The following is a 25,386-nucleotide window of genomic DNA, read 5'->3' on the forward strand; positions in this document are numbered from 1 at the left end:
GACTTGCCGGTCGCGACCGCAACCCCTTGATCAGGATATTGCCCGCATGGCTTCGCTCGATTCATTCAAGGCCCGCAAGACACTCGATGTCGGCGGCAAGAGCTACACCTATTATTCCCTGCCCGACGCCGAGAAGAACGGCCTGCCCGGCATCTCGAAGCTGCCCTTCTCGATGAAGGTGCTGCTCGAGAACCTGCTGCGCAACGAGGACGGCCGCTCGGTGACGAAGGCCGATATCGAGAACTTCGTCGGCTGGCTCGACGACAAGGGCAAGGCCGGCAAGGAGATCGGCTTCCGCCCGGCCCGCGTGCTGATGCAGGACTTCACCGGCGTGCCGGCGGTGGTCGACCTCGCCGCGATGCGCGACGGCGTCAAGGCGCTCGGTGGCGACGCCCAGAAGATCAACCCGCTCGTTCCCGTCGATCTCGTCATCGACCACTCGGTGATCGTCGACGAGTTCGGCACGCCCAAGGCGCTCGCCCAGAACGTCGAGCTCGAATACGAGCGCAATGCGGAGCGCTACAAGTTCCTCAAATGGGGCCAGGGCGCCTTCGACAATTTCCGCGTCGTCCCGCCCGGCACCGGCATCTGCCACCAGGTCAATCTCGAATACCTCGCCCAGACCGTCTGGACCCGTAGCGAGACCATCGACGGCACCGAGGTCGAGGTCGCCTATCCCGACACCGTCGTCGGCACCGATTCGCACACCACCATGGTCAACGGCCTCGCCGTTCTCGGCTGGGGTGTCGGCGGCATCGAGGCGGAGGCCGCCATGCTCGGCCAGCCGCAGTCGATGCTGCTGCCGGAGGTCATCGGCTTCAAGCTGACCGGCGCGCTCAAGGAAGGCATCACCGCGACCGACCTCGTGCTGACCGTCACCCAGATGCTGCGCAAGAAGGGCGTCGTCGGCAAATTCGTCGAGTTCTTCGGTCCCGGTCTCTACAACCTGACGCTGGCCGACCGCGCGACGATCGCGAACATGGGCCCGGAATACGGCGCGACCTGCGGCTTCTTCCCGGTCGATGCCGAAACGCTGGACTATCTCACCACCACCGGCCGCAAGGCGGAGCGCATCGCGCTGGTCGATGCCTACAGCAAGGCTCAAGGGCTCTTCGCCACCCGCGAGACGGCCGATCCGGTCTTCACCGACACGCTGGAGCTCGATCTCTCGACAGTCCAGCCCTCGATGGCCGGCCCGAAGCGCCCCGAGGGCCGCGTCGACCTCTCCGCCGTCAAGGCCGGCTTCGCCGCCGCCATGGAGAGCGACTACAAGAAGGGCGGCGAGCTTTCGCGCCGCGTTGAGGTCGAGGGCGAGGATTTCGATCTCGGCCATGGCGACGTCGTCATCGCCGCCATCACCTCCTGCACCAACACCTCGAACCCCTCGGTGCTGATGGCGGCCGGCCTGCTCGCCCGCAATGCGGTCGCCAAGGGCCTCAAGGTCAAGCCCTGGGTGAAGACTTCGCTGGCGCCCGGCTCGCAGGTCGTCGCCGAATATCTGGCCAAGTCCGGCCTGCAGACCGACCTCGACAAGCTCGGCTTCAACCTGGTCGGCTTCGGCTGCACCACCTGCATCGGCAATTCCGGCCCGCTGCCGGCGCCGATCTCGAAGACGATCAACGACAAGGGCCTGATCGCGGGCGCCGTCATCTCCGGCAACCGCAACTTCGAAGGCCGCGTCTCGCCGGACGTGCAGGCGAACTACCTGGCTTCGCCGCCGCTGGTCGTCGCCTATGCGCTGGCCGGCTCGGTCCAGATGGACCTGACCACGCAGCCGCTCGGCCAGGGCTCTGACGGCAAGGACGTCTATCTCAAGGACATCTGGCCCTCCAACAAGGAGATCCAGAGCTTCATCCAGCAGAACGTCACTCGCGCGATCTTCGAGGCGAAGTACGCCGACGTCTTCAAGGGCGACGCGCACTGGCAGGCGGTCGACGCCCCGCAGAGCGAGACCTATGCCTGGGACGACGATTCGACCTATGTGCAGAACCCGCCCTATTTCCAGGGCATGCACCAGAAGCCGGACGCGATCGGCGACATCAAGGGCGCCCGCATCCTCGGCCTCTTCGGCGACAAGATCACCACCGACCACATCTCCCCGGCCGGTTCGATCAAGGCGGCCTCCCCGGCCGGCGCCTATCTGACCGAGCATGGCGTCGCGGTCGCCGACTTCAACCAGTACGGCACGCGCCGCGGCAACCATGAGGTGATGATGCGGGGCACCTTCGCCAATATCCGCATCCGCAACCACATGCTCGGCCCGAACGGGCGCGAGGGCGGCTACACCATCCACTACCCGTCGAAGGAAGAGCTGCCGATCTACGACGCCGCGATGAAGTACAAGCAGGAGAAGGTGCCGCTGGTGATCTTCGCCGGCGTCGAATACGGCAACGGCTCCTCGCGCGACTGGGCGGCGAAGGGCACCAACCTCCTCGGCGTCAAGGCGGTGATCGCCCAGAGCTTCGAGCGCATCCACCGCTCGAACCTGGTCGGCATGGGCGTCGTGCCCTTCACCCTGCAGGAGGGCACGAGCTGGGCCTCGCTCGACCTGAAGGGCGACGAGATGGTCACCATCCACGGGCTGGCCAACGTCAAGCCGCGCCAGATGATGGAAGCCGAGATCACCTATGCCGACGGCACGGTGAAGAAGGTGCCGATCCTCTGCCGCATCGATACGCTGGACGAGATCGACTACTTCAAGAACGCCGGCATCCTGCAATACGTGCTGCGCGGGCTCGCCGCGTAAGCATCCTGGCAGCGAAGGTCGTGTTTCCGGCACGGCCTTCGGTGACCAAAACGTCACAACGCGGCCGGCGCAAGCCGGCCGTGCTCGTATCGGGACCCATCCCAGTTGTCCTCGCGCCCGGCGCGGTGTAAGGGGGCCGGTCAGTCATCCTCGGCGGAGACTTGGGGCAGGCGCAGGGATCATCCCGCGCTCGGACGTCGTCCGCCGACATCCTTTCAAGACGGGAGCACCCGCATGTCCGCCACGTTCGAGACGGTCGCCGGCATCATTTCGGAAACCTGCGATATTCCGCGTGAGAAGATCACGCCGCAGAGCCATGCCATCGACGATCTCGGCATCGACTCGCTCGCCTTCCTCGACATCGCCTTCGCGATCGACAAGGCCTTCGGCATCAAGCTGCCGCTCGAGCAGTGGACGCAGGAGGTCAATGAGGGCAAGGCCCCGGCAGAGCAGTATTTCGTGCTCGAGAACCTCTGCAAGCGCATCGACGACCTCGTCGCCGCCAAGAAGGCGTAACGCCTGCGCGGGGGCTGCCGGACTTGAGCCGGCGCCCCGCTCCCGATAGAGCATAGGCCGCTGAACGGATCAGACCGATCCGCACAGCGGCCGCGCGCCGTTCTGGCGTGCCCAGCTGGTCAAGGATCGCATGCGCCTCGAATATTTCGACATGATCGACAGGGTCGTTTCCTTCGATCCGTCGCTGCAGCGCATCGTCACGCGCTCCACCGTCCCGGCAGCAAGCCCGGTCTTCGAGGGCCATTTCCCCGGCCACCCGCTCGTTCCTGGCGTGCTGCTGACCGAGACCATGGCCCAGGCCTCGGGCTATCTGCTGCTCGGCCTCAACGGTCTCAGCCAGATGCCCTTCCTGATGACCGTGGACAAGGCGCGCTTCCGCAGCTTCGTCGAGCCCAACGCCGAGCTGGAAGCCAGCGCCGAGCTCGTGATCGAGGGTTCCGGCTATGCCGCGACGAAGGCGAAGCTGACGAGCAACGGCAAGCCGATCTGCGATGCGGAGCTGCGCTTCCGCCTGATGCCCTTCCCCGCCGATATGCGCGCCCTCATGCAGAGCCGCATCGAAGCCATCGGCCTGAAGCCGGAGCCTGCTCCATGAGCGATATGACGATGAACCGCCGGGACGTGGTCATCACCGGTATCGGCATCGCCTCCAGCCTCGGCGAAGGCGTCGAGGTCCATGCCGCGGCACTCGCCGCCGGCGGCCCGCCGACCGTCGACACCGAGAGCTTCAAGCCCTATCCGGTCCATCCGCTCCTCGCGCTGGAGCTCGACCGGCAGATCCCGAAGAAATCCGACCAGCGCCAGATGGAGCCCTGGCAGCGCCTCGGCGTCTATGCCGCCGGCCTCGCCCTCGACTCCGCCGGGATCAAGGAGGATGCCGAGGCCAAGAGCGCGCTGCAGGTCATCGTCGCCGCCGGCGGCGGCGAGCGCGACCATGCGGTGGATTCCGCCATCCTCACGGGATTGCGCGGCGCCAACGAGCCCGGCACCTATCTCAACGAGCACCTGATGGGTGATCTGCGCCCCACGCTCTTCCTCGCCCAGCTCTCCAACCTGCTCGCCGGCAACATCGCCATCGTCCATGGCGTCACCGGTCCCTCGCGCACCTTCATGGGCGAGGAGCAGGCCGGCGTCGACGCCATCCGCACCGCCCACGCCCGCATCGCCTCGGGCCAGTCCGACCTGATGTTGGTCGGCGGCGCCTATAATGCCGAGCGCCGCGACATGCTGCTGCTCTTCGAGCTCGGCGGCTATCTGCGCCAGGGCAGCTTCGCCCCCGTCTTCGCGCGCGAAGAGGCTCCGGGCCTGATCACCGGCAGCGCCGGCGCCTTCCTCGTCCTCGAATCGGCCGAGCGTGCCGCCGCACGCGGCGCCAAGGTCTACGCCAAGCTCAGCCATGCCGGCGCGACGCGCAGCCGCCGTGCGCCCGGCACGGTCGAGTCGGCCCTGGCCGGACTCGTGGGTGGCTTCGGCCCGCTCGGCGCCGACGCGCTCGCCATTTCGGCAGCGACAGGCTGCGCCGGCATCACGGCCGAAGAAGCCAACGCGCTCGCGAAGGCCGCGCCATCGGCGAAGCGGATCGCGGCGGGCGATCTCGTCGGCCATGGCGTCGAGGCCGCATTTCCGGTCTCCGTGGCCCTCGCGGCCATCGCCTTGTCGGCTGGGCAGGCGAAGCAAGCGGTCGTCACCGGCGCCGGCCATTGGCGCGGCGAAGGCGCCGCGCATCTGGTTCAAGCGTGAGAGGTTGAAGCCATGACCACGCATCGTGATGCCAAGGGCCGCCCGATCGTCGCCGTCACCGGGCTCGGCGTCGTCACCTCGCTCGGCCAGGGCAAGGAGACGAATTGGAAGGCGCTGACGGCCGGCCAATCCGGCATCCACCGCATCGAGCGCTTCCCGACTGAGGGCTTGCGCACCACGATCGGTGGCACCGTCGATTTCCTGTTCGACGAGCCCTTCACCGCCCCCCAGCTCTCCGAGAAGCTGGCGACGCTGGCGGCGGAAGAAGCCGTCACCCAGAGCGCGCTCGGCACCTCCGGCGATTTTCCGGGCGAGCTCTTCATGGCCGTCCCGCCGGTCGAGATGGAATGGCCGCAGAAGCAGGAGATGGCTCAGGCCATCGAAGGCGACGTCGATTACGACGGGCTGCTGCGCGCGGCCGAGACCGGCAAGTTCCGCGCGATGCACGAGCTTTTCGTCTTCGGCGGCGTCGCCGATCATATTGCCGACCGCTTCGGGACCAAGGGCTCGCCGATCTCCCTCTCGACCGCCTGCTCGTCGGGCGCGACCGCGATCCAGATGGGCGTCGAGGCGATCCGCCGCGGCGACACTGAGGCCGCGCTCTGCATCGGCACCGACGGCTCGATCCATGCCGAGGCGCTGATCCGCTTCTCGCTGCTCTCCGCCCTCTCGACCCAGAACGATCCGCCGGAAGGCGCGGCCAAGCCCTTCTCGAAGAACCGGGACGGCTTCGTCATGGGCGAGGGCGCCGGTGCGCTGGTGCTGGAGGATTACGACCACGCGCTGGCGCGCGGCGCGACCATCCTCGGCATCGTCGCCGGCTGCGGCGAGCGCGGTGACGGCTTCCACCGCACCCGCTCGAGCCCGGACGGCAAGCCGGCGATCCTCGCCATGCAGGACGCGCTGGCCGATGCCGGGCTGACGCCCGACGACGTCGACTACATCAACGCCCACGGCACCTCGACGCCGGAGAACGACAAGATGGAGGCGATGAGCTGCGCCGCCGTCTTCGGCGAGCGCATGGCGAGCCTGCCGATCTCCTCGAACAAGTCGATGATCGGCCATACGCTGACGGCGGCCGGCGCCGTCGAGGCGGTGATCTCGTTCCTGACCATCGCCAACGGCAAGATTCCGCCGACGATCAACTATGCCAATCCGGACCCGGCGATCACGCTCGATGTCGTGCCGAACACCGCTCGCGACGCGAAGGTGCGCACCATCATCTCCAATTCCTTCGGCTTCGGCGGCCAGAACACCTGCCTCGTGCTGACGGCGCCTCCGGAGGCCGCATGACCAAGATTCTGGTAACGGGCGGCGCCAAGGGTGTCGGCGCCGCGATCGTGCGCGCGCTCGTCGCGGCCGGTCACGATGTCGATTTCACCTTCCGCTCCTCCGCCGATCAGGCGAAGGCGCTGGCCGGGGAGATCGCCGCCGCCCATCCCGGCCGCGCGGTCAGCGCCCTGCCGCTCGATCTCTCCGACAAGGGCGCGCTCGACGCCTTCTGCGAGGAGCGCGAGGGCGAGAGCTATTTCGGCCTCGTCCACAATGCCGGCCAGCCCTATGATTCGCTGGCCGCGATGATCGTGCAGGACAAGGCGGAAGCCGCGATGCAGGTCAATTTCTGGGCCTTCACCCGCCTCGCCAAGAGCCTGATGCGCAACATGATCCGCGCCAAGGCCGGCCGCATCGTCGCCATCGGCTCGGTCGCGGCGCTGCGCGGCAATCCCGGCAACGCCGCCTATGCCGCCTCCAAGGGCGCTTTGATCTCCTATGCCAAGACGCTCGCTGTCGAGACCGGCAAACGCGGCGTCACGGTCAACGTGATCGCACCGGGCTTCGTCGACACCGACATGATGGCGCCCTACGCCGCCTATCGCGACAAGATGCAGGCGCAGATCCCGGCCGGGCGCTTCGCCAGGCCGGAGGAGGTCGCCGGCCTCGCCGCCTTCCTGATGAGCGAGCCCGCCGCCTATATCAGCGGCACTGTGCTGCCGATCGACGGCGGGTTGACCGCCCAGCTCGGCGTGCATCGCTGATATCGACCGATAGGGCTGTTCATGTTAAGGTTCATCCTGAACCGGAGTGAACCGACATGACGGCAGCCTTCACCATCCGCCTCGACGACGAGATGCTGGCCAAGCTCGACGCGTTGGCGGCCGATACCGACCGCTCCCGCAACTGGATCGCAGCGAAGGCGATCGAGGACTATGTCGCGCTGAACGCCTGGCAGATCGCGAGGATCAAGGAGGGGATCGCCGAAGCCGATCGCGGCGAGTTCGCGACGGACGAAGAGGTCGAGGCCGTGTTCCGCAAGTACAAGGCCGTGGCGGAGTGAGGCTCGTCTGGACGAAACGCTCACTGCGCGAGCTCGACCAGATCTTTGCCTTCATCGCGAAGGACAGCCGCTCCGCCGCTGCAGCACTGGTTGATCTCGTTGAGCAGCGCTCCGCAATGCTGACCAGCCATCCAGAGATCGGGCGGCCGGGACGGAGCGATGGAACCCGCGAACTCATCGTGACTGGCACGCCCTATATCCTCCCCTACCGCGTCAGCGACGGCCGCGTCGAAATCCTCGCGGTCCTCCACACCTCCCGGCAATGGCCGGACCAGATCTGAAAGACGTCGAATCCTCATGCGCTCCCTCCAGCTCCATGGCGACCGCGATCTCCGTCTCGAGGAGATCGAGCCGCCGCCGCCGCCCGCTCCCGGCGAGGTGCAGATCCGCATCAAGGCGGTGGGCTTGAACTATCTCGACCTCTGGGGCTTCCGCGGCATGGCCTTCGCCAAGCGCAAGATGCCGCAGGCGGCGGGCGTCGAGGCCGCCGGCGAGATCGTCTGCGTCGGCGAGGGCGTGACCGGCTTCGCGCCCGGCGACACCGTCACCGCCTATGGCGCCGACACCTGCGGCCACTGCAAGGCCTGCCGCGAGGGGCGCGACAATCTCTGCGAGAGCGTCGCCGGCATCATGGGCTTCCATATCGACGGCTTCGCCCGCGAAGTGCTGAACCGCCCGGCGCGCCTGACGATCAAGGCGCCGAAGGGCGTCTCCTTCGAGGATGCGGCCTGCGCGCCGATCGGCTTCGGCACGGTCCAGCACATGCTGTTCGACAACGCGAAGCTGGAGCCCGGCGAATCCGTGCTCGTCCATGCCGGCGGCTCCGGCATCGGCACCGCCGCGATCCTGATGGCGAAGGCGATCGGCTGCACGGTCTACACCACGGTCGGCGACGACGAGAAGGGCGCCAAGGCCAAGGCGCTCGGCGCCGACCACGTCATCAATTATCGAGAGGATCGCTTCGAGGGCGTGGTCCGCAGGCTCACCGGCCGCAAGGGCGTCGATGTCGTCTTCGAGCACGTTGGAGCCGATACCTGGAACGGCTCGCTGCTCTGCCTGAAGCGCGGCGGCCGGCTCGTCACCTGCGGCGCGACCTCCGGCCCCTCGGCGACGATCAACCTGATGCAGCTCTTCCAGCAGCAATACCGCATCACCGGCTCCTTCGGCTGCCGCATCGAGAACATCGCGCAATCGCTGGAGAAGATGGCGGGCGGCATGAAACCGGTGATCGACTCGGTCTTCCCACTCGCCGAATTCGAGAAAGGCCTCGACCGGATCGAGGGTCGCAAGGTCTTCGGCAAGGTCGTCATCGCCTTCTGAGCAGGGCTCCCGGCCCCGCCGGAGACTTGACGCCGGCGCATTCCTGCCCCAGATCGCGCCTTCAAGGCCCGGTCTTGCTCTCGGCACGGGCGGGATAGGGCTGGCAGGACATTGAGACGGATCAAGGCTTTCGCCGCGCGAATCGGCGCAGCGGTGATGATCGGCGTGATCCGCACGCTGTTTGCGGGCTTGCGCCTGCTGGGGCCGGAGCGCTCCAGCGACCTCGGCGGCTGGCTGCTCAGGACCGCGAGCCCGCTCATCCCGGTCAACCGCGTCGCGCTCGCCAATATCCGCGCCGCCTTCCCGGAGAAGGACGAGGCCGAAATCAGGCGCATCGCCCGCGCCGCCTGGGAGAATCTCGGCCGCACCGCCGCCGAATACGCCCATCTCAAGACGCTGTTCGATTACGACTACCATAACCCCGACCCCAACTCGCGCGTCGAGGTCGTCGGCATCGAGCATTTCATCGCGCTCAAGGACGACGAGAAGCCAGGCCTGATCTTCTCGGCCCATCTCGCCAATTGGGAGCTGCCGGCGATCTGCGCGGCGGCCTATGATCTCGAAACCACCGCCGTCTTCCGCGCGCCCAACGATCCCGCGATCGCAGCCGTGGTCCACGAGATCCGTTCCGGCGCCATGGGTGGGCTCGCGGCGGCGAAGCAGGGCGCGGCCTTCGCCATGCAGGGCGTGCTGGAGAAGGGCGGCCATCTGGGCATGCTGATCGACCAGCATTTCACCCGTGGCGTCGTGGTGCCGTTCTTCGGCCGCCCGGCGCTGACCAACCCGATCATGGGCAAATTCGCCAAGCGCTTCGAATGTCCGGTGCATGGCGTGCGCGTCATCCGCCTGCCGAAGCAGCGCTTCCGCCTGGAATTGACGCCACCCCTCGACCTGCCGCGCGATGCGCAGGGCGAGATCGACGTCCAGGGCGCCATGGCGATGATGACGGCGGTGGTCGAAGGCTGGGTGCGCGAAAATCCCGAGCAGTGGCTCTGGATGCACCGCCGCTGGCGGCCCAACATGATTTCGGCCGCGGCGCTGGCGGAATTCGATCACACCCGCGCGACGACGCCTGTTTTCAAGGCAACGTGATTTCCAAATGAAGGCGAATGAGGGCTTTGGTAACCTCGTCAAAAGAAGTTGTCCGCAGAGTTCGATGATGTTCCCCGGCAAGCGCCTCATTGCTGTGACGATTGCGGCCCTCGCCATGGGCATCGCGACCGTTGACGCGCAGGCGCCCGGCAAGCAGCCGAAGGCGCTGCTCGAGCTGTTCACCAGCCAGGGCTGCTCCTCCTGCCCGCCGGCCGATGCGCTGGTGATCGAGCTCGCGAAGGATCCCGACCTCATCGCCCTGACGCTGCCGGTGACCTACTGGGATTATCTCGGCTGGAAGGACACGCTGGGGAAGGACTCCTTCGCCAAGCGCCAGAAATTCTATGCCAAGGCCCGTGGCGACGGGCAGGTCTATACTCCGCAGGTCGTCGTCAACGGCTCCGGCCATCTGGTCGGCTCCGACAAGGACGAGATCCAGAAGACGATCCGCCAGCTCGCCCCCTCCGGCTTCCCGGTCCGGATCGGGCTCGAGGAGAAGAACGGCAATCTCGAGATCAAGCTCACGCCCTCGGGCCTGGCGAGCGAGCGAGCAGCCGGCGTCTGGGTCCTGCCGACGACGCGCCTGGCCTCGGTGCCGGTGACGCGCGGCGAGAACCAGGGCAAGACCCTGTCCTATGCGAATGTGGTACGCGGCATGGTCCGCGTCGGCGACTGGGACGGCAAGGAAACCACCATCACGGCCCCGCTGAGCGCCACCCAGGCGCCGGAGGCGGACGGCTACGTCGTCATCGTCCAGACCGACCAGCCGGGAAAATACGGCATGATGCCGGGGCCGATCCTCGGCGCCGCGCGCGGCAAGACGGCGCCCTGAGCCAACCTCTTCGCTCCGCAGGAGCGCAGCCTCAGAGCAGGATCACCTTGTTCGGCAATTCGTCGATGTCACCGGGAACCGGCGGGACGTGCTGCGCCAGCACCGCGCCGACCGCATCCACCGCCGCGATCAGCCCTTCGGTCAGACGGTCATCACGCGCCGCTGCGAGCAGGGGCTCGATGATGCCGTCCCAGGTCTTTTCATCGACCCGCCCGTCGATGCCGGTATCGACGAGGACTTCGGCGTAGCGCTCCTGCAGCGCCACATAGAGTAGCACGCCGGTGCGCCCCTTCGTCCGCGTCAGCCCCCGCGCCGTGAACTCGCGCAGCGCCGCGTCATGGGCCCGGCGCCGTTTGATGAAGCCCGGCACGAAGCGCCCGCCGCGACCGTACCAGAGCAGCACGCCGAGCAGGATGAGGGCGCAGAAGAGCTGGATCATGAAGATGCGCTGCGCGCTCATCGCCGTCAGCGAGATCAGCGGCCAGGGCACCAGCAGCGCGAGCGCCAGCGCCATCACTACCGGAACGTTGCGATAGCTCGACGCGGCCCGGTCGATGACGACGACGATCTCGCCGGCCGTGTTCAGCTCGGCGCGGCGCACCGCCTCGGCGATCGCATCCCTGTCGGAGGTATCCATCACCAGCTCCCCGAAGCGCCGCCGCCACCTGACGAGCCCCCGCCGCCCGAGAAGCCGCCTCCGCCGGAAAAGCCACCGCCCGAACTCCAGCCCCCGCCGCCGCTCCAGCCCGAGCCGGATCCCCAGCCCGAATTGCCCGGCGGCAGCACGATCCAGCGGCCGTCGCGGGTCCGGTATCGGCGCGCGCCGCCACTCTGCTGGCTCAGGCCCCGCAGGAAGGCGACGATGAACAGGAAGATCAGGACCATCGCGACGACGACGGCGATGTCCTCCTGAATCGTGCTCTCGTCCGAGCGAACCTCGGCGCGGCGCTGCCATTCCTCGGCGTCGCCCGCCAGGATGGTCAGGATCGCGTCGGTCCCGGCCTCGATGCCCCCGGCGAAATCGCCCGTCTTGAATTTAGGCGCGATCGCCGTGGTGATGATCACCTTGGAGAGCGCGTCGGTCAGCGCACCTTCGAGCCCGTAGCCGACCTCGATGCGGACCTTGCGCTCGTTGGGCGCCACGATCAGCAGCACGCCGTTGTTCTTCGCCTTCTGGCCGAGCTGCCAGTGCCGGTAGAGCCTGTTGGCGAAATCCTCGATCTCCAGCCCCTGCAGCGAAGGCACGGTCGCGACCACGACCTGGTCCGACGTCTTGTCCTCATGCGCCTTGAGCTTGTCCTCGATGCGCTGGCGCGCCTCCGGGGCGATGATGTTGGCGCCATCGACGACACGGCCCGTGAGTGCCAGATAGGTCGGATCGGCGGCGAATGACGGCAGAGCGCAGAGCAGGAAGACAAAGAGCAGGGAAACACGACGCAGAACCCCTCTCCCATTCGGGAGAGGGGTTCCCCGCGCCGCTTGCGGCATGGCCGTCACAGCTTCAGAACTTCACCGCCGGCGGCCGCTCGGCACCGGCCGTGGCGGTGAAGGTTTCCATCGGCTTGGCGCCCCAGAACAGCTTGGCCCAGATCACGCCCGGGAAGGTGCGGATCTCGGTGTTGAAGTCCTGCACGGCCTGGATGTAGTCGCGCCGCGCCACGGCGACGCGATTCTCCGTCCCCTCGAGCTGCGACTGCAGCGCCAGGAAGTTCTGGTTCGACTTCAGGTCCGGGTAGCGCTCCACCGTGACGAGCAGCCGCCCCAGCGCGCCGGTGAGCTGGTTCTGCGCGTCCTGGTATTCCTTGAACTTGGCCGGGTCGCTGATGGTCGAGGCATCGACCTTGACCTGCGTCGCCTTGGCGCGGGCCTCGATCACGGCCGTCAGCACCTCGCGCTCCTGCGCGGCGTAACCCTTCACCGTCTCGACGAGATTGGGAATCAGGTCGGCGCGGCGCTGATACTGGTTCTGCACCTCTGACCAGGCGGCCTTCGCCTTCTCTTCCAGCGTCGGCACGTTGTTGTAGCCGCAGCCGGCGAGCGCGATGCCGAGAAGGCCGAGCGCGAACCAGGCCAGCGGACGGCGAAGCTGGGCGGAGAACGTCATGCCGAAAACCCCTTTTGGCAGCGTTGCAATGGTGTCGATTCGGACCTTACCTGTCGCGCCGCTCCGGTCAAAGCTGCCAGGGCGCGGCGAATGGCCTATGTTGGGCCGAACCCCGCCGGAGGCTTGCATGCGCTTCGCCCGACTGACCGTCTTGCCAGCCGCGCTTTTCGCCGCGCAGATCGCGATCGCGCAGCCTCTCGCCCCCGCGCCGGAGGCGGGGACCGGTCGGATCGCCAGGGTCGAGACGACCGCGCGGCAGTTCATGGCGGCCGCGGCCAATCCGCTCGCGGCTTCGGCCGGGCGCGACATCCTGCGCGCCGGCGGCAGCGCCACCGACGCCGCCATCGCCATCCAGCTCGTGCTCAATCTGGTCGAGCCGCAGAGCTCAGGCATCGGCGGCGGCGCGTTCTTCGTTCATTGGGGCGAGTTCGACCGCAAGGTGACGACGCTCGACGGCCGCGAGACGGCGCCCGCCGCCGCAAAGCCCGACCGCTTCATGAAGGACGGCAAGCCGATGCCGTTTCGGGAGGCCGTGATCGGCGGCCGCTCGGTCGGCGTGCCCGGCACGCTCAGGCTGCTGGAGGAGGCGCATCGGCGCTGGGGCAAATTGCCCTGGGCCGATCTGGTCGCTCCCGCACTCAAGCTCGCGGAGGAGGGCTTTGCGATATCGCCGCGCCTCAACGGCCTCCTCGCCGGCGACAAGGATCTCCCCAAAAATCCGCGCGCCGCCGCCTATTTCTACGAGGCGGACGGACAGCCCAAAGCCGTCGGCACGATCCTGAAGAACCCGGCCTTCGCCGAAACATTGCGCGCCATCGCGGCGCAGGGCGCGGATGCGCTCTACAAGGGCCCGATCGCCGAGGACATCGTCGCCACCATAGCGGAGCATCCGGGCAATCCCGGCGACATGACGCTTGCGGATCTCACGGCCTACAAGGTCGAGGAGCGCGAGCCGGTCTGCGGTGCCTACCGCGTCTGGCGGCTCTGCGGCATGGGGCCGCCGAGCTCGGGCGCCGTCGCCGTCCAGCAGATCCTCGGCATGCTCGAGCGCGTCGATCTCAGGCGGATGGGGCCGGGCCCCGAGGCCGCCCATTGGCTGAGCGAGGCGAGCCGGCTCGCCTTCGCCGATCGCAACCTCTATCTCGCCGACCCCGCTTTTCTCGCCGTGCCGGTGCGCGGCCTGATCGACCGCGACTATATCCGCTCGCGCGCTGCCCTGATCAGCCCGGAGCGTTCCCTGGGCCGGGCGCAGGCTGGCGATCCGCCGCATCGGCGCGCCGGCTTGCTCGCCCCCTCCGAGGGCATCGAGCATGGCACCAGCCATATCTCGGTGGTGGATGCGGCCGGCAACGCCGTCGCGATGACGACGACCATCGAGGGCGGCTTCGGCTCGCATCTGATGACGAAGGCCGGCTTCCTGCTCAACAACGAACTGACCGATTTCAACTTCGCGCCGGACGAGGACGGCAAGCCGGTCGCCAACCGGGTCGAGCCCGGCAAGCGCCCACGTTCCTCCATGGCGCCCACCCTGGTCTTCGACGCCTTCGGCCGGCTTTACGCGGTCGCGGGTTCTCCCGGCGGCAGCCAGATCATCGAATTCGTCGCCAAGACGTTGGTCGCCTTGCTCGACTGGCGCATGGACCCTCAAGCTGCCGCCGATTTCGGCAATTTCGGCAGCCGCAACGGCCCGACCGAGCTGGAGGCGGGCACCGAGGCGGAAGCCTGGAAGGCGGCTCTGGAGGCGAAAGGCCACAAGGTCCAGCTCATGGAGATGACCTCCGGCACGCAGGTGATCGTCAAGACGCCGGAAGGGTTCGTCGGCGGTGCCGACGGCCGGCGCGAGGGCGTGGCGATCGGAGACTGAGCGGGTTCATCACGCTGTCATATTCTCGGCGCGTCCCTCCCCAGCCAACCAGGGACCGCCACCATGCGCCATTTCGCACTCGCCCTTCTGACTGCCGCCACGCTCGCCTTCTCGCCGGCCCAGGCCGAGGACGCCGCGCCGTTCACATCCGCCAAATCCGTCGATCTCCAGCTGTTCCTCAAGCCGCCGCCGGCCGATGATTCCGTGCAGACCAAGGCCGAGCTCGGCGAGGTGCTGACGCTGCAGGTCACCCGCACGCCGGAGATGGAGGCCAAGGCCAAGGCCGACGCCGAGGAGAATGTCTGGCGCTTCGCCGACGTGATGGGCCCCGCCTTCAAGCCGGAAGCGCTGCCGGTCTTCTCGGCCTTCTTCGATCGCGTCGTCGCGACCGAAGGCGCCGTCGTCGATCCGGCCAAGGACTCGTGGAAGCGCCCGCGCCCGCATCAGCTCAGCCCGCTGGTCAAGCCGGTGGTGAAGATCTCGAACTCCGGCGCCTATCCGTCCGGTCACACCACGGTCGGCACGCTGATGGGCATCGTCCTGTCGAACATGGTGCCGGAGAAGCGCGTGGAGATCATGAACCGCGCCTGGTTCTATGGCGAGAACCGCATCATCGGCGGCATCCACTACCGCTCGGACATCGAGGCCGGCCGCATCGCCGGTTCGGTCATCGCGGCGCGGATCATGGAACAGCAGGACTTCCAGACCGAATTCGCCGCCGCCAAGGCCGAGCTGCGCAAGGCCCTCGGCCTCTGACGATTACCGAGATACGGGGTCGGCGGGGCGCCTGTCGCCGCCGGCCTCGCGCCCGGCGATCAGCCAGTAGATGAAGCCCGTCGCTGCACCGACCAGGAAGAGCCCGGAGATGATCTGCAGCTCGGCCGGGCTCGGCGTGCGCGAAAGCCTCAGCATGGCCAGCGGCAAGAGCGCCGCGAGCAGGCCGGTGAGCCCGCTCTGAACCAGCAGGCTGCGCAATCTGAACAGCTCCGAACCGACCGCCACCAGCACGACCGGCGCGACGATGATCGCAAGGCCCAGCCGCGCGATCAGGGCAAACGCCGCCTGCGCCGCCGGTGTCGGATCGACGCCGCTTTCCGCCAGGCCGAATAGGATGTCGAGCAGGCGTTCGATGCCACCGCCGATCAGCAGCGCCACGGCCGGCGATGCGACGCTGGCCGCCGTCAGGAAGAACAGCCCCGCCCCCATGGCGACGAGGCAGGCGAAGGGGATCAGCAGCAGCCAGCGCAGCATCAAGCCGGCCTATTCCGCAGCCACGGCCGGCGCGGCGACGTTGGCCTCGTCCTGCTCCAGCATCAGCCGGGCGCGGGCGGAGAGCTTCTCGGTCTCGCTCTTGAGCTGGCCGCAGGCGGCGAGGATGTCGCGCCCACGCGGCGTGCGCACCGGCGAGGCATAGCCGGCGCGGAAGACGATCTCCGAAAAGCGCTCGATCCGGTCCCAGTCCGAGCATTCGTATTTGGTGCCGGGCCAGGGATTGAACGGGATCAGGTTGATCTTGGCCGGGATGCCCTTGAGCAGCCGCACCAGTTCGCGCGCCTCGGCATCGGAATCGTTCACGCCCTTGAGCATGACGTATTCGAAGGTGATCCGCTTCGCGTTCGACAGGCCGGGATAGTTCCGGCAGGCCTCGAGCAGATCCTTGATCGGGTATTTCTTGTTGAGCGGCACCAGCTCGTTGCGCAATTCGTCGCGTACCGCATGCAGCGAGATCGCCAGCATCGTGCCCATCTCGTCGCCGAGCGGGCCGATCTGCGGCACCACGCCCGAGGTCGAGACGGTGATGCGCCGGCGCCCGAGCGAAAGCCCCTGATCGTCCGAGATCACGTCGATGGCGTCGCGCACCCCGTCGAAATTATAGAGCGGCTCGCCCATGCCCATGAAGACGATGTTGGAGATGAAGCGCCCGCCATCGTTCGGGACGAAGGCGCCCTCCGGCGGCTTGCGATTCGGGAAATCGCCGAGCCGGTCGCGCGCCACCATGAGCTGCGCCACGATCTCCTCGGTCGTCAGATTGCGCACCAGACGCTGCGTACCGGTATGGCAGAAGGTGCAGGTCAGCGTGCAGCCGACCTGGCTGGAAACGCAGAGCGTGCCGCGGTCGACCTCGGGGATATAGACGCATTCGATCTCGGCGCCGCGGTCGCGCGGGCCGGTGGAGGGCATGCGCAGCAGCCATTTGCGGGTGCCGTCGGTCGAGACCTGCTCGGCGGTGACCTCCGGCAGATCGAGCGAGAAGTGCTGGGCGAGTTCGGCCCGCAGCCCCTTGCCGATCGTCGTCATCGCGTCGAAATCGCGCACGCCGTAATGGTAGATCCAGTTCCAGAGCTGGCCGACGCGCATGCGCCGCTCCTTCTCGGGAACGCCGATCTCGGACAGCGCCTCGGCCAGGCCGGCGCGCGTGCGCCCCACCAGCGAGGGGCGCCGCAAAACAGGTTCGGCCGCCGGGGCGGCAGTTTCAGGAACGGACACGGTCATCGGAGCTCTGTCGTCGCCCATGAGTGAAGGCGCGGAATTTCGCCGCTCCCTAGCACAGATGCGCGAAAAGCGGAAATCTCCCGCCGCGCGCCTTACTTGCAGGCGTCCTCGGCCCGCTTCACCGCCTGGGACATGCCCGAGAGCGAGTACTTGTCGGCGGTCGGATTGCCACGCTTGGACGTAGCCTTGATCTCGAGGCCCGCGCCACGGCGCAGCGCATCGAGCATCCGCGGCTCCTCCGCCGGATTTTTCAGCCACATGTTCTTGCCCTTGGCCACCAAAGCGAAACGCTCATTGCCGATGATCGCCTGATGCTCGACGCCTTCCTTGACGTCGAAATTCATGACGAAGCTGATCTCGTTGCGCACGCCCTCGGCCGGGCGGCTGGAGACGAAGAGGAGCCCCTCGACATCCTTGAGATTGGCCGGCATGCGGCTCTCGGCCTTGGAGAGGGCGTAGCAGACCTTGGTGCGGCCCTGCTGCGAGGAGAAGGCCTGCCATTTTCCGGCGGTTTCGAGCAGCATGGCCTGGCCCTGGCCGGCACTGGCCGGAGCGGCCGCGGCCGCCGCCGCGGCTGGCTTCGGAGTGGCCGGCTTCGGCTTTGCCGGCTGGGCCAGCACTGACCCGGCCATCAGCGTCATGCTTCCGACGAGCGGAAGCATGATTGCGAGACGAAGACGGCCACGAGCGCGGGAGGAAGGGAGCAAGCTGATCATGGACCGCCATCAGTCACTAAAATTCTTAATACCGCGTTTACCACCTGCTGATCAGGCGGCCTCGCGGTCGCTGGCGGCATAGAGTGTCACGATCCTGGCGAAAATGCGAATGGACCGGAGGCGCCGATCTGTTCCGCCGGGCAGCGCGCCATGGCACCATCGCGCCTCCCGAAGGACGGCGACGGACAGACGATGAAAGCCCTGCTCTGCGAACATCACGGCCCGGCCGAGGAACTGGCGATCCGCGACCTGCCGGAGCCGATACCCGCTCCCGGAGAGGTCGTCGTCGCCGTCACGGCGGCGGCGCTGAACTTCTTCGACACGCTGATCATCCAGAACCGCTACCAGACCAAGCTGGCCCTGCCCTTCTCCCCCTCGGCGGAATGCGCCGGCACCATCGCCGCCATCGGCGAGGGCGTCACCGGTTGGCAAATCGGCGAGCGCGTCGCGGCCTGGCTGGGCCATGGCGCGGCACGTGAGAAGGTCGCGGTGTCGGCCGAAGCGCTGATTCGCGTACCGGAGAAGCTCTCCGACGCACAGGCCGCCGGCCTCTTCGTCACCTATGGCACGGCGATGCACGGGCTGATCCAGCGCGCCGGGCTGAAGGCAGGCGAGACGCTGGCGATCCTCGGCGCCTCCGGCGGCGCCGGCCTCGCCGCCGTCGAGATCGGGGCGCTGCTCGGCGCCCATGTCATCGCCTGCGCCTCATCGGCCGACAAGCTCGCGCTCGCCCGCGAACACGGCGCGCAGGAAGAGATCGACTACGGCACGAACGACATCCGCGCCGCCCTGAAGCGGGTGACGGCGGGACGCGGCGTCGACGTGCTCTACGACACGGTCGGCGGCGATCTGGCCGAGCCGGCGCTGCGGTCGATGGCCTGGGAGGGTCGCTATCTCGTCGTCGGCTTCGCCGGGGGTACGATTCCCAAAATCCCGCTCAACCTGCTGCTGCTGAAGGGCTGCGACCTGCGCGGCGTCTTCTGGGGCGAATTCGTCACCCGCGAACCGGCCGCGCATCGCCGCAACATGGAGCGCCTGCTGGACTGGGCGGCAGCCGGCCATATCCGCGCCCATGTCCATGCCGCGATTCCCGTTGAGCGCTGGACGGAAGCCTATGCGCTGATCGGCAACCGCCAGGCCAAGGGCAAGGTCGTGCTGACGTTCTGAAGCGCTCAGAGATCAGCCATCGCCGTTTTCGCCCTCTCGCGATGCTCGGGCTTGATCGAGCCCGCCACGGCCGCGATGGCCGCGGCGATCACCGCCGCATCGTCGGTGAAGCCGATCAGCGGCATGAAGTCGGGAATCGCATCCAGCGGCAGCACGAAATAGCCGAGCGCTGCGAGCAGCGTCAGCTTGACACGCCGCGGCGTCTGCGGATCGCGTGTGCAGAACCACGCCGCCAGCAGATCCTCGGTGAACGGAATACGCTTCGCGACGCGCTTGAGGCGGGCCATGAAATCGGCGCCGAACCTCGCTTCGTCACGCAGGCTCTTGCGGATCGCCTCCATCTCCTCGCGGCTGAAGCTTGCGCTGAACCCCTCGCTCATCCCTGTCTTTCTCCTTGGCGTCGGATGACGCCGATGATCGCGCGCTCCCAACCGGCGCGCCATGTCGAAAGATGGCCCCGTCGCAATCCTGCACAAGAGGCCTGCCGGAAAACCCGCTTGGAACAGGAGGAAACGCCCTCTAAACCGGCTCCAGAACCAGGATTGATGGGAAACGCGCCATGAAACTCGATTCCTCCCTCGCCGCCATCGTCACCGGCGGCGCCTCCGGCCTCGGCGAGGCGACCGCGCGCATGCTGGCGGGCCAGGGCGTCAAGGTCGCGTTGCTCGACCTCAACGCCGAGCGCGGCGAGGCGGTCGCGAAGGAGATCGGCGGGGTCTTCTGCCCCTGCGACGTCACCAGCGAGGCTTCGGTCGACGAGGCGCTGGCCAAGGCCCGCGCCGCCCATGGCGTCGCCCGCATCATCGTCAATTGCGCCGGCATCGCGCCCGGCCGCCGCGTCGTCTCGAAGAAGCGCGACACCGGCGAGCTCGTCGCCCACGACACCGCGACCTTCGAGAAGGCGGTCGCGATCAACCTCGTCGGCACCTTCCGGGTCATCGCCAAATCCGCCGCGGCGCTGGCCGCGCTCGAGCCGATCACGGCCGATGGCGGACGCGGCGTCATCATCTGCACGGCCTCCGTCGCGGCGGAGGATGGCCAGATCGGCCAGGCCGCCTATGCCGCCTCGAAGGCCGGCGTCGCCGGCATGACGCTGCCGATCGCACGCGACCTCGCCTCGGTCGGCATCCGCATCGTCACCATCATGCCCGGCCTGTTCGAGACGCCGATGTTCGCGGGGCTCCCCGAGGAGGCCAAGGCCTCGCTCGCCGTTTCGGTGCCGCATCCCTCGCGCCTCGGCAAGCCGGAGGAATACGCCGCGCTCGCCCGCAGCATCGTCGAGAACGACATGCTGAACGGCACCGCGATCCGCCTCGACGGCGCGATCCGGCTCGCGCCGAAATAGGCCTCAAACGATGCGGTAGACCTCGCCGGCGCCGCGGTCCCGGTAGAGGTCCACCCGCTCGCCATTCCAGTGATAGTCGAGATGCCGGCCCTGCACCGGATGGCTCGCGCCATCGGGATAGAACAGGCCGGCGCATTCGCCGCCCGGACAGCGCACGCTCGGATAGACCACCCCTTCCGAGCCGGCATCCCTCAGGCGTTCGCCGAGCAACTGGCTCTGCGCATAATCGGCCGGATCGAGCAGCGCCGCCGCCGCCTCGCCCAGCCCGCGCAGATCATGCAATCCGGCATCGATATCGAGCACGATCTCGCGGAACTGCGAGGTCCAGCCCGGCGGCTGCGCTGTCGCCAGCATGAAGCGGGCGTGATGATGCACCGTTTCCAGCAAAGCGACCTCGAAGCGGTCGCCGGCATAGAGCACGCCGAAGCCGCCAGCGCTGAAGCGGCTCGGCCGGTCCGGGCTGACATGGGTGAAGGGCGCCATCAGCCAGCTCGCCCCCGGCCCGGAGATGCGCCGTTCGGGCGGCACGAGATCGAGATTGCCGATCGTCTCCATCAGGCGCGGATTGGTCTTCTGCTCGGCCGCGATCAGCAGCGGCCAGTCGGCGGGATCGGCGATATCCTCGAACAGGTCGATCGGCGGGAAGATGCTGCGGATGATCCGGACCGCACCGCGCCATTCAACCTGCGCGACCGGCAGATCAGCCGGATCGATCACCAGCCGCCCCGCTCGGCATCGAGCAGGCGGCGCACCCGCATCAGGTCGGTCAGTTCTCCGCCCAGCATGATGTCGAGCGCCGATTTTCCGCCGAAATCGCGGTTGGGGCGCTTGATCCAGTCATAGCCGCGCTGCGGCTCGGCGAAGATCAGCCGGAGCGCCTTGTGGATGCCCATCAGGTTCGAGAGCCGCGCCTTGCCATCACGCGAGATGCGGCCCACGCCGCCGGCTTTCCAGCGGGCATAGGTCCGCACCGGCAGGTCGATCAGAACGGCCGCCTCGTCGTCGGTGATCCGCCAGAGCCGGAACAGGTTGACGGCGGCGCGGAACATCGCGCCCGCCTCGTCATCGCTGATCGGGTCAGGAACGAAATCGCGCTGGGCGGTCTCGATGCGCAGCAGGGCGCTCATGGCATCTCTCTCCATTTGGCATAAAATGGAGAGAATTTTGCCAAATGGCAAGTACCTCTCAAAAACGCCGCCGTCATCCCGGACAAGCCGCGAAGCGGCGCCGATCTGGGATCCATGCCTGAACCGTTCCGGAATCGATCCCGGGTCTGCGCTTCGCTCCGCCTGGGATGACTCGCGTGAGAGCAAGCGAAATCCGGCCTATTCCTCGGTCTTCGCCGGCTTGATCTCGTGCTTCAGGATCAAGGGCGTCTGCGCCAGCGCGAAGATCATGGTCAGCGGCATCACGCCCCAGACCTTGAAGGCGACCCAGAAATCCTGGGTCTGCGTGCGCCAGACCGCCTCGTTCAGCGCGGCCAGCACGAAGAAGAACAGGCCCCAGCGGAAGGTCAGCTTGCGCCAGCCCTCCGCGTCGAGCTGCAACACCGTCTCCAGCACCAGCGACAGGAGCGACTTGCCGAAAAAGAGGCCGCCGAGCAGCACGCAGCCGAACAGCGCGTTCACGATGGTCGGCTTGACCTTGATGAAGAAGGCGTCGTCCAGCGCCAGCGTCAGCCCGCCGAAGACGGTGACGACGATCGCGTTCACGATCGCCATGCGCGGCAGATAGCCCATCAGCACCCGCGACAGCACCAGCGCCACCAGCGACGCGACGATGAAGATGCCGGTCGCAACGAAGATGCGCCGGTCCTCGGCGACATGGAACAGCCGGTCGCCATAGGAATTCGCGAAGAAGAAGATCGCGAGCGGCCCGAACTCCAGCGCGAGCTTCAGAAGCGGGCTGACCGGCCTGCCCTTGGCCTCCACCGGAATCGGCCGGGTGGTTTCGCTTGCGCCATCGCTCACGCCGCTTCTCCCAATCCCGCCACGGCGCGGGCGAAATCGCGCGCCGAAAACGGCTCCAGATCCTCGACGCCTTCGCCGACGCCGATGAAATGCACCGGCAGGCCGAACTGCGCCGCCAACGCCACCAGGATGCCGCCGCGCGCCGTACCGTCGAGCTTGGTCATGACGAGGCCGGTCACGCCGGCCGTCTCGCGGAAAGCTTCCACCTGCGAAATCGCGTTCTGGCCAACCGTGGCGTCGAGCACGAGCAGTGCCGCATGCGGCGCGTTCGCATCCTGCTTGCGAATGACGCGCACGACCTTGGCGAGCTCGTCCATCAGCCCCTGCTTGTTCTGCAATCGCCCGGCGGTGTCGACGAGGAGCACATCGGTGCCGTTGGCTTTCGCCTTCTGCAGCGCCTCGAAGGCGAGGCCCGACGCATCCGCCCCCTGCTGGCCGAACACGACCTCGGCCCCGGTGCGTTCACCCCAGACGCGCAATTGCTCGATCGCGGCCGCGCGGAAGGTATCTCCGGCCGCCAGCATCACGGATTTGCCCTCCGTGCGGAATTTCGCCGCGAGCTTGCCGATCGTGGTGGTCTTGCCCGAGCCATTCACGCCGACCATCAGGATCACGAACGGCTTTTTCGTGGCGTCGACCGCCAGCGGATGGGCGACCGGCATCAGGATCGCCTCGACCTCGCGCGCCAGGATCGCCTTCACCTCGGCCGGATCGATCTGCTTGTCGTAGCGGCCTTCGCCGACGGCTTTCGCGATCCGCCCGGAGGTGGCGAGGCCGAGATCGGCCTGGATCAGGATGTCCTCGAGATCCTCGAGCGTGCCGGCATCGAGCTTACGCTTGGTGAAGAGGTCGGTGATCCCCGTCGTCAGTGCCGAGGAGGTGCGCGACAGCCCCTCCGTCAGCCGCCGCCACCAGCTCCGCTTCGGTGGCTGCACCGGGATGGGAGCAGGTTCGGGAGCGGCAACGGGCTCGGACGGCGGAACAACGATAGCGACGGGTTCCGGCTCCGGCTCGACAGGCGTAACCTCCTCAACCGGACCAGGCGGTGCGACAGGCTCAGGGGCCGGCGCATCGGCGACAAGCGCTTCCGCCTCGACAGCCGTCGTGGGAGCAACCTCTTCGACGTCCGGCTTCGATTCCTCGATCGGCTCAACAATCCGCTCGATCACCGGCTCGGAGGTCGGTCCCGGGGCGGCCTGCTCTTCCTCGCGTCCGAACAGCCTCGAAAAGAAGCCGCGTTTCTTGGGCTCAGTCTCGCTCATCGCCATCCTGTCTACGGTTCGGCGGGCATCTTCAGTTGCGCCGCCGGGCCGGCTTCGCTAGCGCAATGCCATGGCGCAGCCGCTTCAACCAGAAAATTCGCAAGCCTCGGGGCAGGACGCCGCCGCGCTACCGGTGCCGCTGCTCTATCGCGACGCCATGATGCTCGTCATCGACAAGCCTGCCGGGCTGCCTTCGCATCGCGGCCCGCAAGCGAAGCGCCGCATCATACCCGTGCTGACCGATTATCTCGACCAGCTCCGCTTCGGTCTGCCGCGCAAACCGGAAGCGGCGCATCGGCTCGACAAGGACACCTCCGGTTGCCTCGTCCTCGGCCGCCATCCCCGCGCCATGGCCGAGCTCAACCAGATGTTTCGCGACGGCCGGATCGACAAGACCTATTGGGCGATCGTGCAGGGCGAGCCGAAGGCTGACGAAGGGCTGATCGATTTGCCGCTGGCCCGTCGCTCGCCCGAGCGTGGCTGGTGGATGAAGGTCGATCCCGCCGGCCTGCCCTCGCAGACGCGCTATCGCGTGCTCGGGCGTGGGCAAGGCGAAGGCGGTCCGCTGGCCTGGCTCGCCATGGAGCCGCTGACCGGACGCACCCATCAGCTGCGCGTCCACTGCCAGGCTTCCGGCTGGCCGATGCTCGGCGATGAAATCTACGGCAGCGCGCCGCGCGAGGGCGGGCCCGGCCTTCAGCTCCACGCCCGCGCGATCACCGTGCCGCTCTACCGCAAGCGCGAGCCCATCCATGTCGAGGCGCCGCCACCGCCGCATATGCTGGCGGCGCTGAAGGCTTGCGGTTGGAGTGGCTGAGCCCGCTCAATTCCCCAGCGCGTCGATGGCCCGCGCCAGCTTGACGTCGAGCTCGGTCAGGCCGCCGGCATCATGCGTCGCGAGCGTCACGTCCACCGTCCGGTAGACATTCGACCATTCGGGATGGTGATTCGCCGCCTCGGCCAGCAGCGCGACCCGCGTCATCCAGCCGAAGGCCTCGCTGAAATCGCGAAAGACGAAGCGCTTGCTGATCGCCTCGCGTCCCTGCGCCAGCTTCCAGCCGGTCAGGGTCGCCAGCGCCTCCGCCTGAGCCTCGGGACTCAGTCGTTTCGGTCTCGTCATCGCCGCTGGACCTCCCTCGGCAGGCGATTGGGATAGGACGGGCCGAGCGGATAGGCGGCCTCCAGCACATAGGGCCCGCCACCGGTCGAATCGCGCGAGGACATCAGCGCGACGCGGCGCGCCGTAAAGCTGATCGGCCTGATGATCGGATGCAGGCTGAGATAATGCGCAAGTTCGACCGGTGATGTATCGCGCAGCCGCGCCAGCGTGACATGCGGCACGAATTTGCGCCCCTCGGCGGGCATGCCGAGCCGGCGCATCTGCCGCTCGACATCGCCCTGGAGCTCGGTCAACGCCTTGGTCGGCACCACCCGGGCGAAGACCGCCCGCGGCTTGTCGCCGCCGAAAGAGCCGAGCGCATCGAGCGTCACCTCGAAGGGATAGGCGCCGAGATCGGGCAGCATATGGTCGACATCATTCGCCATGCGCCGGTCGACATCGCCGAGGAAACGCAGCGTGACATGGTAGTCGGGCGGCTCGATCCAGCGCGCGCCCGACAGGCCGCCGCGATGCAGCGTCAGCTCGGATGCGACATCGGCGGGGATTTCCAGAGCGATGAACAGCCTCGGCATGAGTCGATTCCTGCCAAGCGATTGTGACTCTGGCGAGACGGTAGGCGGGAAGCCGGCTCAAGGGAACCGCTTTTCACCTGCATCGCGCAAGCCGTTCCCGCGCACCGTCATTCCGGACAAGCCGCGTCAGCGGCGCCCATCCGGAATCCATCGGAGGGTGTCACGCCCTACGATGGATTCCGGGTCTACGCT

General features: G+C 67.5%; 29 protein-coding genes. 16 read left to right on the forward strand and 13 right to left on the reverse strand.

The window, feature by feature from the left end; genetic code table 11:
• Positions 1-46: 46 nt before the first annotated feature.
• The 11 genes from acnA to GY40_RS01550 all read left to right on the forward strand — a co-directional run bounded on the left by acnA (position 47) and on the right by GY40_RS01550 (position 10,581).
• The gene (acnA, locus tag GY40_RS01500) at positions 47-2,746 is read left to right on the forward strand and encodes an aconitate hydratase AcnA (RefSeq protein ID WP_038358120.1); all 2,700 of its coding nucleotides are present in this window, start codon (positions 47-49) and stop codon (positions 2,744-2,746) included.
• Between the two features lie 234 nt (positions 2,747-2,980).
• Entirely contained in the window at positions 2,981-3,262 is a 282-nt protein-coding gene (locus GY40_RS01505; RefSeq protein WP_038358122.1) for an acyl carrier protein, read from the forward strand.
• Between the two features lie 130 nt (positions 3,263-3,392).
• A complete protein-coding gene (locus GY40_RS01510; RefSeq protein ID WP_038358124.1) occupies positions 3,393-3,857 on the forward strand; it encodes a 3-hydroxyacyl-ACP dehydratase FabZ family protein in 465 nt (154 codons plus the stop codon).
• 11 nt (positions 3,858-3,868) lie between these two features.
• Entirely contained in the window at positions 3,869-5,002 is a 1,134-nt protein-coding gene (locus GY40_RS01515; RefSeq protein ID WP_038358185.1) for a beta-ketoacyl-ACP synthase, read from the forward strand.
• Between the two features lie 12 nt (positions 5,003-5,014).
• Positions 5,015-6,295 carry a beta-ketoacyl-ACP synthase gene (locus GY40_RS01520; protein WP_038358126.1) on the forward strand — a complete coding sequence of 427 codons (1,281 nt, stop codon included), beginning with the start codon at positions 5,015-5,017 and terminating at the stop codon, positions 6,293-6,295.
• Positions 6,292-7,038, forward strand: coding sequence for an SDR family NAD(P)-dependent oxidoreductase (locus GY40_RS01525; protein ID WP_038358127.1), 747 nt, complete (start codon positions 6,292-6,294; stop codon positions 7,036-7,038). Before GY40_RS01520 ends, GY40_RS01525 begins: the two co-directional genes overlap by 4 nt.
• A gap of 56 nt (positions 7,039-7,094) precedes the next feature.
• On the forward strand, positions 7,095-7,337 hold the full coding sequence (locus GY40_RS01530) for a CopG family ribbon-helix-helix protein (RefSeq protein WP_038358129.1): 243 nt from the start codon (positions 7,095-7,097) through the stop codon (positions 7,335-7,337).
• Positions 7,334-7,618, forward strand: coding sequence for a type II toxin-antitoxin system RelE/ParE family toxin (locus GY40_RS01535; RefSeq protein WP_038358131.1), 285 nt, complete (start codon positions 7,334-7,336; stop codon positions 7,616-7,618). Before GY40_RS01530 ends, GY40_RS01535 begins: the two co-directional genes overlap by 4 nt.
• Positions 7,619-7,634: 16 nt before the next feature.
• Positions 7,635-8,657 carry a zinc-binding dehydrogenase gene (locus GY40_RS01540; RefSeq protein ID WP_038358133.1) on the forward strand — a complete coding sequence of 341 codons (1,023 nt, stop codon included), beginning with the start codon at positions 7,635-7,637 and terminating at the stop codon, positions 8,655-8,657.
• A 111-nt stretch (positions 8,658-8,768) separates the two neighbouring features.
• Positions 8,769-9,749 (forward strand): lipid A biosynthesis lauroyl acyltransferase, encoded by a 981-nt coding sequence (locus tag GY40_RS01545; protein WP_081925056.1) that lies wholly within the window; start codon positions 8,769-8,771, stop codon positions 9,747-9,749.
• Between the two features lie 64 nt (positions 9,750-9,813).
• Positions 9,814-10,581: a DUF1223 domain-containing protein gene (locus GY40_RS01550; RefSeq protein ID WP_051987412.1), complete on the forward strand. Its 768-nt coding sequence runs from the start codon at positions 9,814-9,816 to the stop codon at positions 10,579-10,581.
• Between the two features lie 31 nt (positions 10,582-10,612).
• Here the strand turns inward: GY40_RS01550 and GY40_RS01555 are convergent, their stop codons facing one another.
• Genes GY40_RS01555 through GY40_RS01565 form a run of 3 tightly spaced genes read right to left on the reverse strand, consistent with a single transcriptional unit; the run spans position 10,613 to position 12,685 of the window.
• Positions 10,613-11,218 carry a TPM domain-containing protein gene (locus tag GY40_RS01555; RefSeq protein WP_051987413.1) on the reverse strand — a complete coding sequence of 202 codons (606 nt, stop codon included), beginning with the start codon at positions 11,216-11,218 and terminating at the stop codon, positions 10,613-10,615.
• Entirely contained in the window at positions 11,218-12,069 is an 852-nt protein-coding gene (locus tag GY40_RS01560) for a TPM domain-containing protein (RefSeq protein WP_038358137.1), read from the reverse strand. Before GY40_RS01560 ends, GY40_RS01555 begins: the two co-directional genes overlap by 1 nt.
• A 13-nt stretch (positions 12,070-12,082) precedes the next feature.
• Complete coding sequence (locus tag GY40_RS01565) at positions 12,083-12,685, reverse strand: LemA family protein (protein ID WP_051987414.1); 603 nt, start codon at positions 12,683-12,685, stop codon at positions 12,083-12,085.
• A 127-nt stretch (positions 12,686-12,812) separates the two neighbouring features.
• Here GY40_RS01565 and ggt point away from each other — a divergent pair, with 127 nt between their 5' ends.
• Both ggt and GY40_RS01575 read left to right on the forward strand, forming a co-directional pair.
• On the forward strand, positions 12,813-14,549 hold the full coding sequence (ggt, locus tag GY40_RS01570; RefSeq protein ID WP_038358139.1) for a gamma-glutamyltransferase: 1,737 nt from the start codon (positions 12,813-12,815) through the stop codon (positions 14,547-14,549).
• Between the two features lie 63 nt (positions 14,550-14,612).
• Positions 14,613-15,305, forward strand: coding sequence for an acid phosphatase (locus tag GY40_RS01575; RefSeq protein ID WP_038358141.1), 693 nt, complete (start codon positions 14,613-14,615; stop codon positions 15,303-15,305).
• Positions 15,306-15,308: 3 nt separating this feature from the next.
• Here the strand turns inward: GY40_RS01575 and GY40_RS26350 are convergent, their stop codons facing one another.
• From GY40_RS26350 to GY40_RS01590, 3 genes are all read right to left on the reverse strand, one after another.
• The gene (locus tag GY40_RS26350; RefSeq protein WP_051987415.1) at positions 15,309-15,800 is read right to left on the reverse strand and encodes a hypothetical protein; all 492 of its coding nucleotides are present in this window, start codon (positions 15,798-15,800) and stop codon (positions 15,309-15,311) included.
• Between the two features lie 9 nt (positions 15,801-15,809).
• Positions 15,810-17,042 carry a dual-specificity RNA methyltransferase RlmN gene (rlmN, locus tag GY40_RS01585; RefSeq protein WP_051987417.1) on the reverse strand — a complete coding sequence of 411 codons (1,233 nt, stop codon included), beginning with the start codon at positions 17,040-17,042 and terminating at the stop codon, positions 15,810-15,812.
• Positions 17,043-17,134: 92 nt separating this feature from the next.
• Positions 17,135-17,674, reverse strand: a complete 540-nt coding sequence (locus tag GY40_RS01590) for a hypothetical protein (protein ID WP_051987418.1) — start codon at positions 17,672-17,674, stop codon at positions 17,135-17,137.
• Positions 17,675-17,950: 276 nt separating this feature from the next.
• Here GY40_RS01590 and GY40_RS01595 point away from each other — a divergent pair, with 276 nt between their 5' ends.
• Entirely contained in the window at positions 17,951-18,925 is a 975-nt protein-coding gene (locus tag GY40_RS01595) for an NADPH:quinone oxidoreductase family protein (protein WP_038358198.1), read from the forward strand.
• 5 nt (positions 18,926-18,930) lie between these two features.
• Here GY40_RS01595 and GY40_RS01600 read toward each other — a convergent pair whose 3' ends face one another.
• Positions 18,931-19,305, reverse strand: coding sequence for a YkvA family protein (locus tag GY40_RS01600; protein WP_038358143.1), 375 nt, complete (start codon positions 19,303-19,305; stop codon positions 18,931-18,933).
• Positions 19,306-19,484: 179 nt separating this feature from the next.
• Between GY40_RS01600 and GY40_RS01605 the strand changes: the two genes are divergently transcribed.
• The gene (locus tag GY40_RS01605) at positions 19,485-20,270 is read left to right on the forward strand and encodes an SDR family NAD(P)-dependent oxidoreductase (RefSeq protein WP_038358145.1); all 786 of its coding nucleotides are present in this window, start codon (positions 19,485-19,487) and stop codon (positions 20,268-20,270) included.
• Positions 20,271-20,273: 3 nt separating this feature from the next.
• On the opposite strand, the gene GY40_RS01610 is transcribed toward GY40_RS01605, so the two are convergent.
• From GY40_RS01610 to ftsY, 4 genes are all read right to left on the reverse strand, one after another.
• The gene (locus GY40_RS01610) at positions 20,274-20,984 is read right to left on the reverse strand and encodes an RES family NAD+ phosphorylase (protein WP_197062686.1); all 711 of its coding nucleotides are present in this window, start codon (positions 20,982-20,984) and stop codon (positions 20,274-20,276) included.
• Positions 20,984-21,397 carry an MbcA/ParS/Xre antitoxin family protein gene (locus tag GY40_RS01615; RefSeq protein WP_038358148.1) on the reverse strand — a complete coding sequence of 138 codons (414 nt, stop codon included), beginning with the start codon at positions 21,395-21,397 and terminating at the stop codon, positions 20,984-20,986. The genes GY40_RS01610 and GY40_RS01615 overlap by 1 nt, the downstream gene beginning before the upstream one ends.
• A 198-nt stretch (positions 21,398-21,595) precedes the next feature.
• The gene (locus GY40_RS01620) at positions 21,596-22,240 is read right to left on the reverse strand and encodes a septation protein A (protein ID WP_142023453.1); all 645 of its coding nucleotides are present in this window, start codon (positions 22,238-22,240) and stop codon (positions 21,596-21,598) included.
• A complete protein-coding gene (gene ftsY / locus GY40_RS01625; RefSeq protein ID WP_038358200.1) occupies positions 22,237-23,502 on the reverse strand; it encodes a signal recognition particle-docking protein FtsY in 1,266 nt (421 codons plus the stop codon). Before ftsY ends, GY40_RS01620 begins: the two co-directional genes overlap by 4 nt.
• A gap of 157 nt (positions 23,503-23,659) precedes the next feature.
• Between ftsY and GY40_RS01630 the strand changes: the two genes are divergently transcribed.
• Positions 23,660-24,319: an RluA family pseudouridine synthase gene (locus GY40_RS01630; RefSeq protein ID WP_051987419.1), complete on the forward strand. Its 660-nt coding sequence runs from the start codon at positions 23,660-23,662 to the stop codon at positions 24,317-24,319.
• A 6-nt stretch (positions 24,320-24,325) separates the two neighbouring features.
• On the opposite strand, the gene GY40_RS01635 is transcribed toward GY40_RS01630, so the two are convergent.
• Together GY40_RS01635 and thpR are read right to left on the reverse strand one after the other, a co-directional pair.
• Positions 24,326-24,622: a 4a-hydroxytetrahydrobiopterin dehydratase gene (locus GY40_RS01635; protein ID WP_038358149.1), complete on the reverse strand. Its 297-nt coding sequence runs from the start codon at positions 24,620-24,622 to the stop codon at positions 24,326-24,328.
• On the reverse strand, positions 24,619-25,194 hold the full coding sequence (gene thpR / locus GY40_RS01640; RefSeq protein WP_038358151.1) for an RNA 2',3'-cyclic phosphodiesterase: 576 nt from the start codon (positions 25,192-25,194) through the stop codon (positions 24,619-24,621). The genes GY40_RS01635 and thpR overlap by 4 nt, the downstream gene beginning before the upstream one ends.
• Positions 25,195-25,386 lie beyond the last annotated feature (192 nt).

The sequence above is a fragment of the Allobosea sp. UNC402CLCol genome (assembly GCF_000745475.1).
Classification (GTDB): Bacteria; Pseudomonadota; Alphaproteobacteria; order Rhizobiales; family Beijerinckiaceae; genus Allobosea; species Allobosea spartocytisi.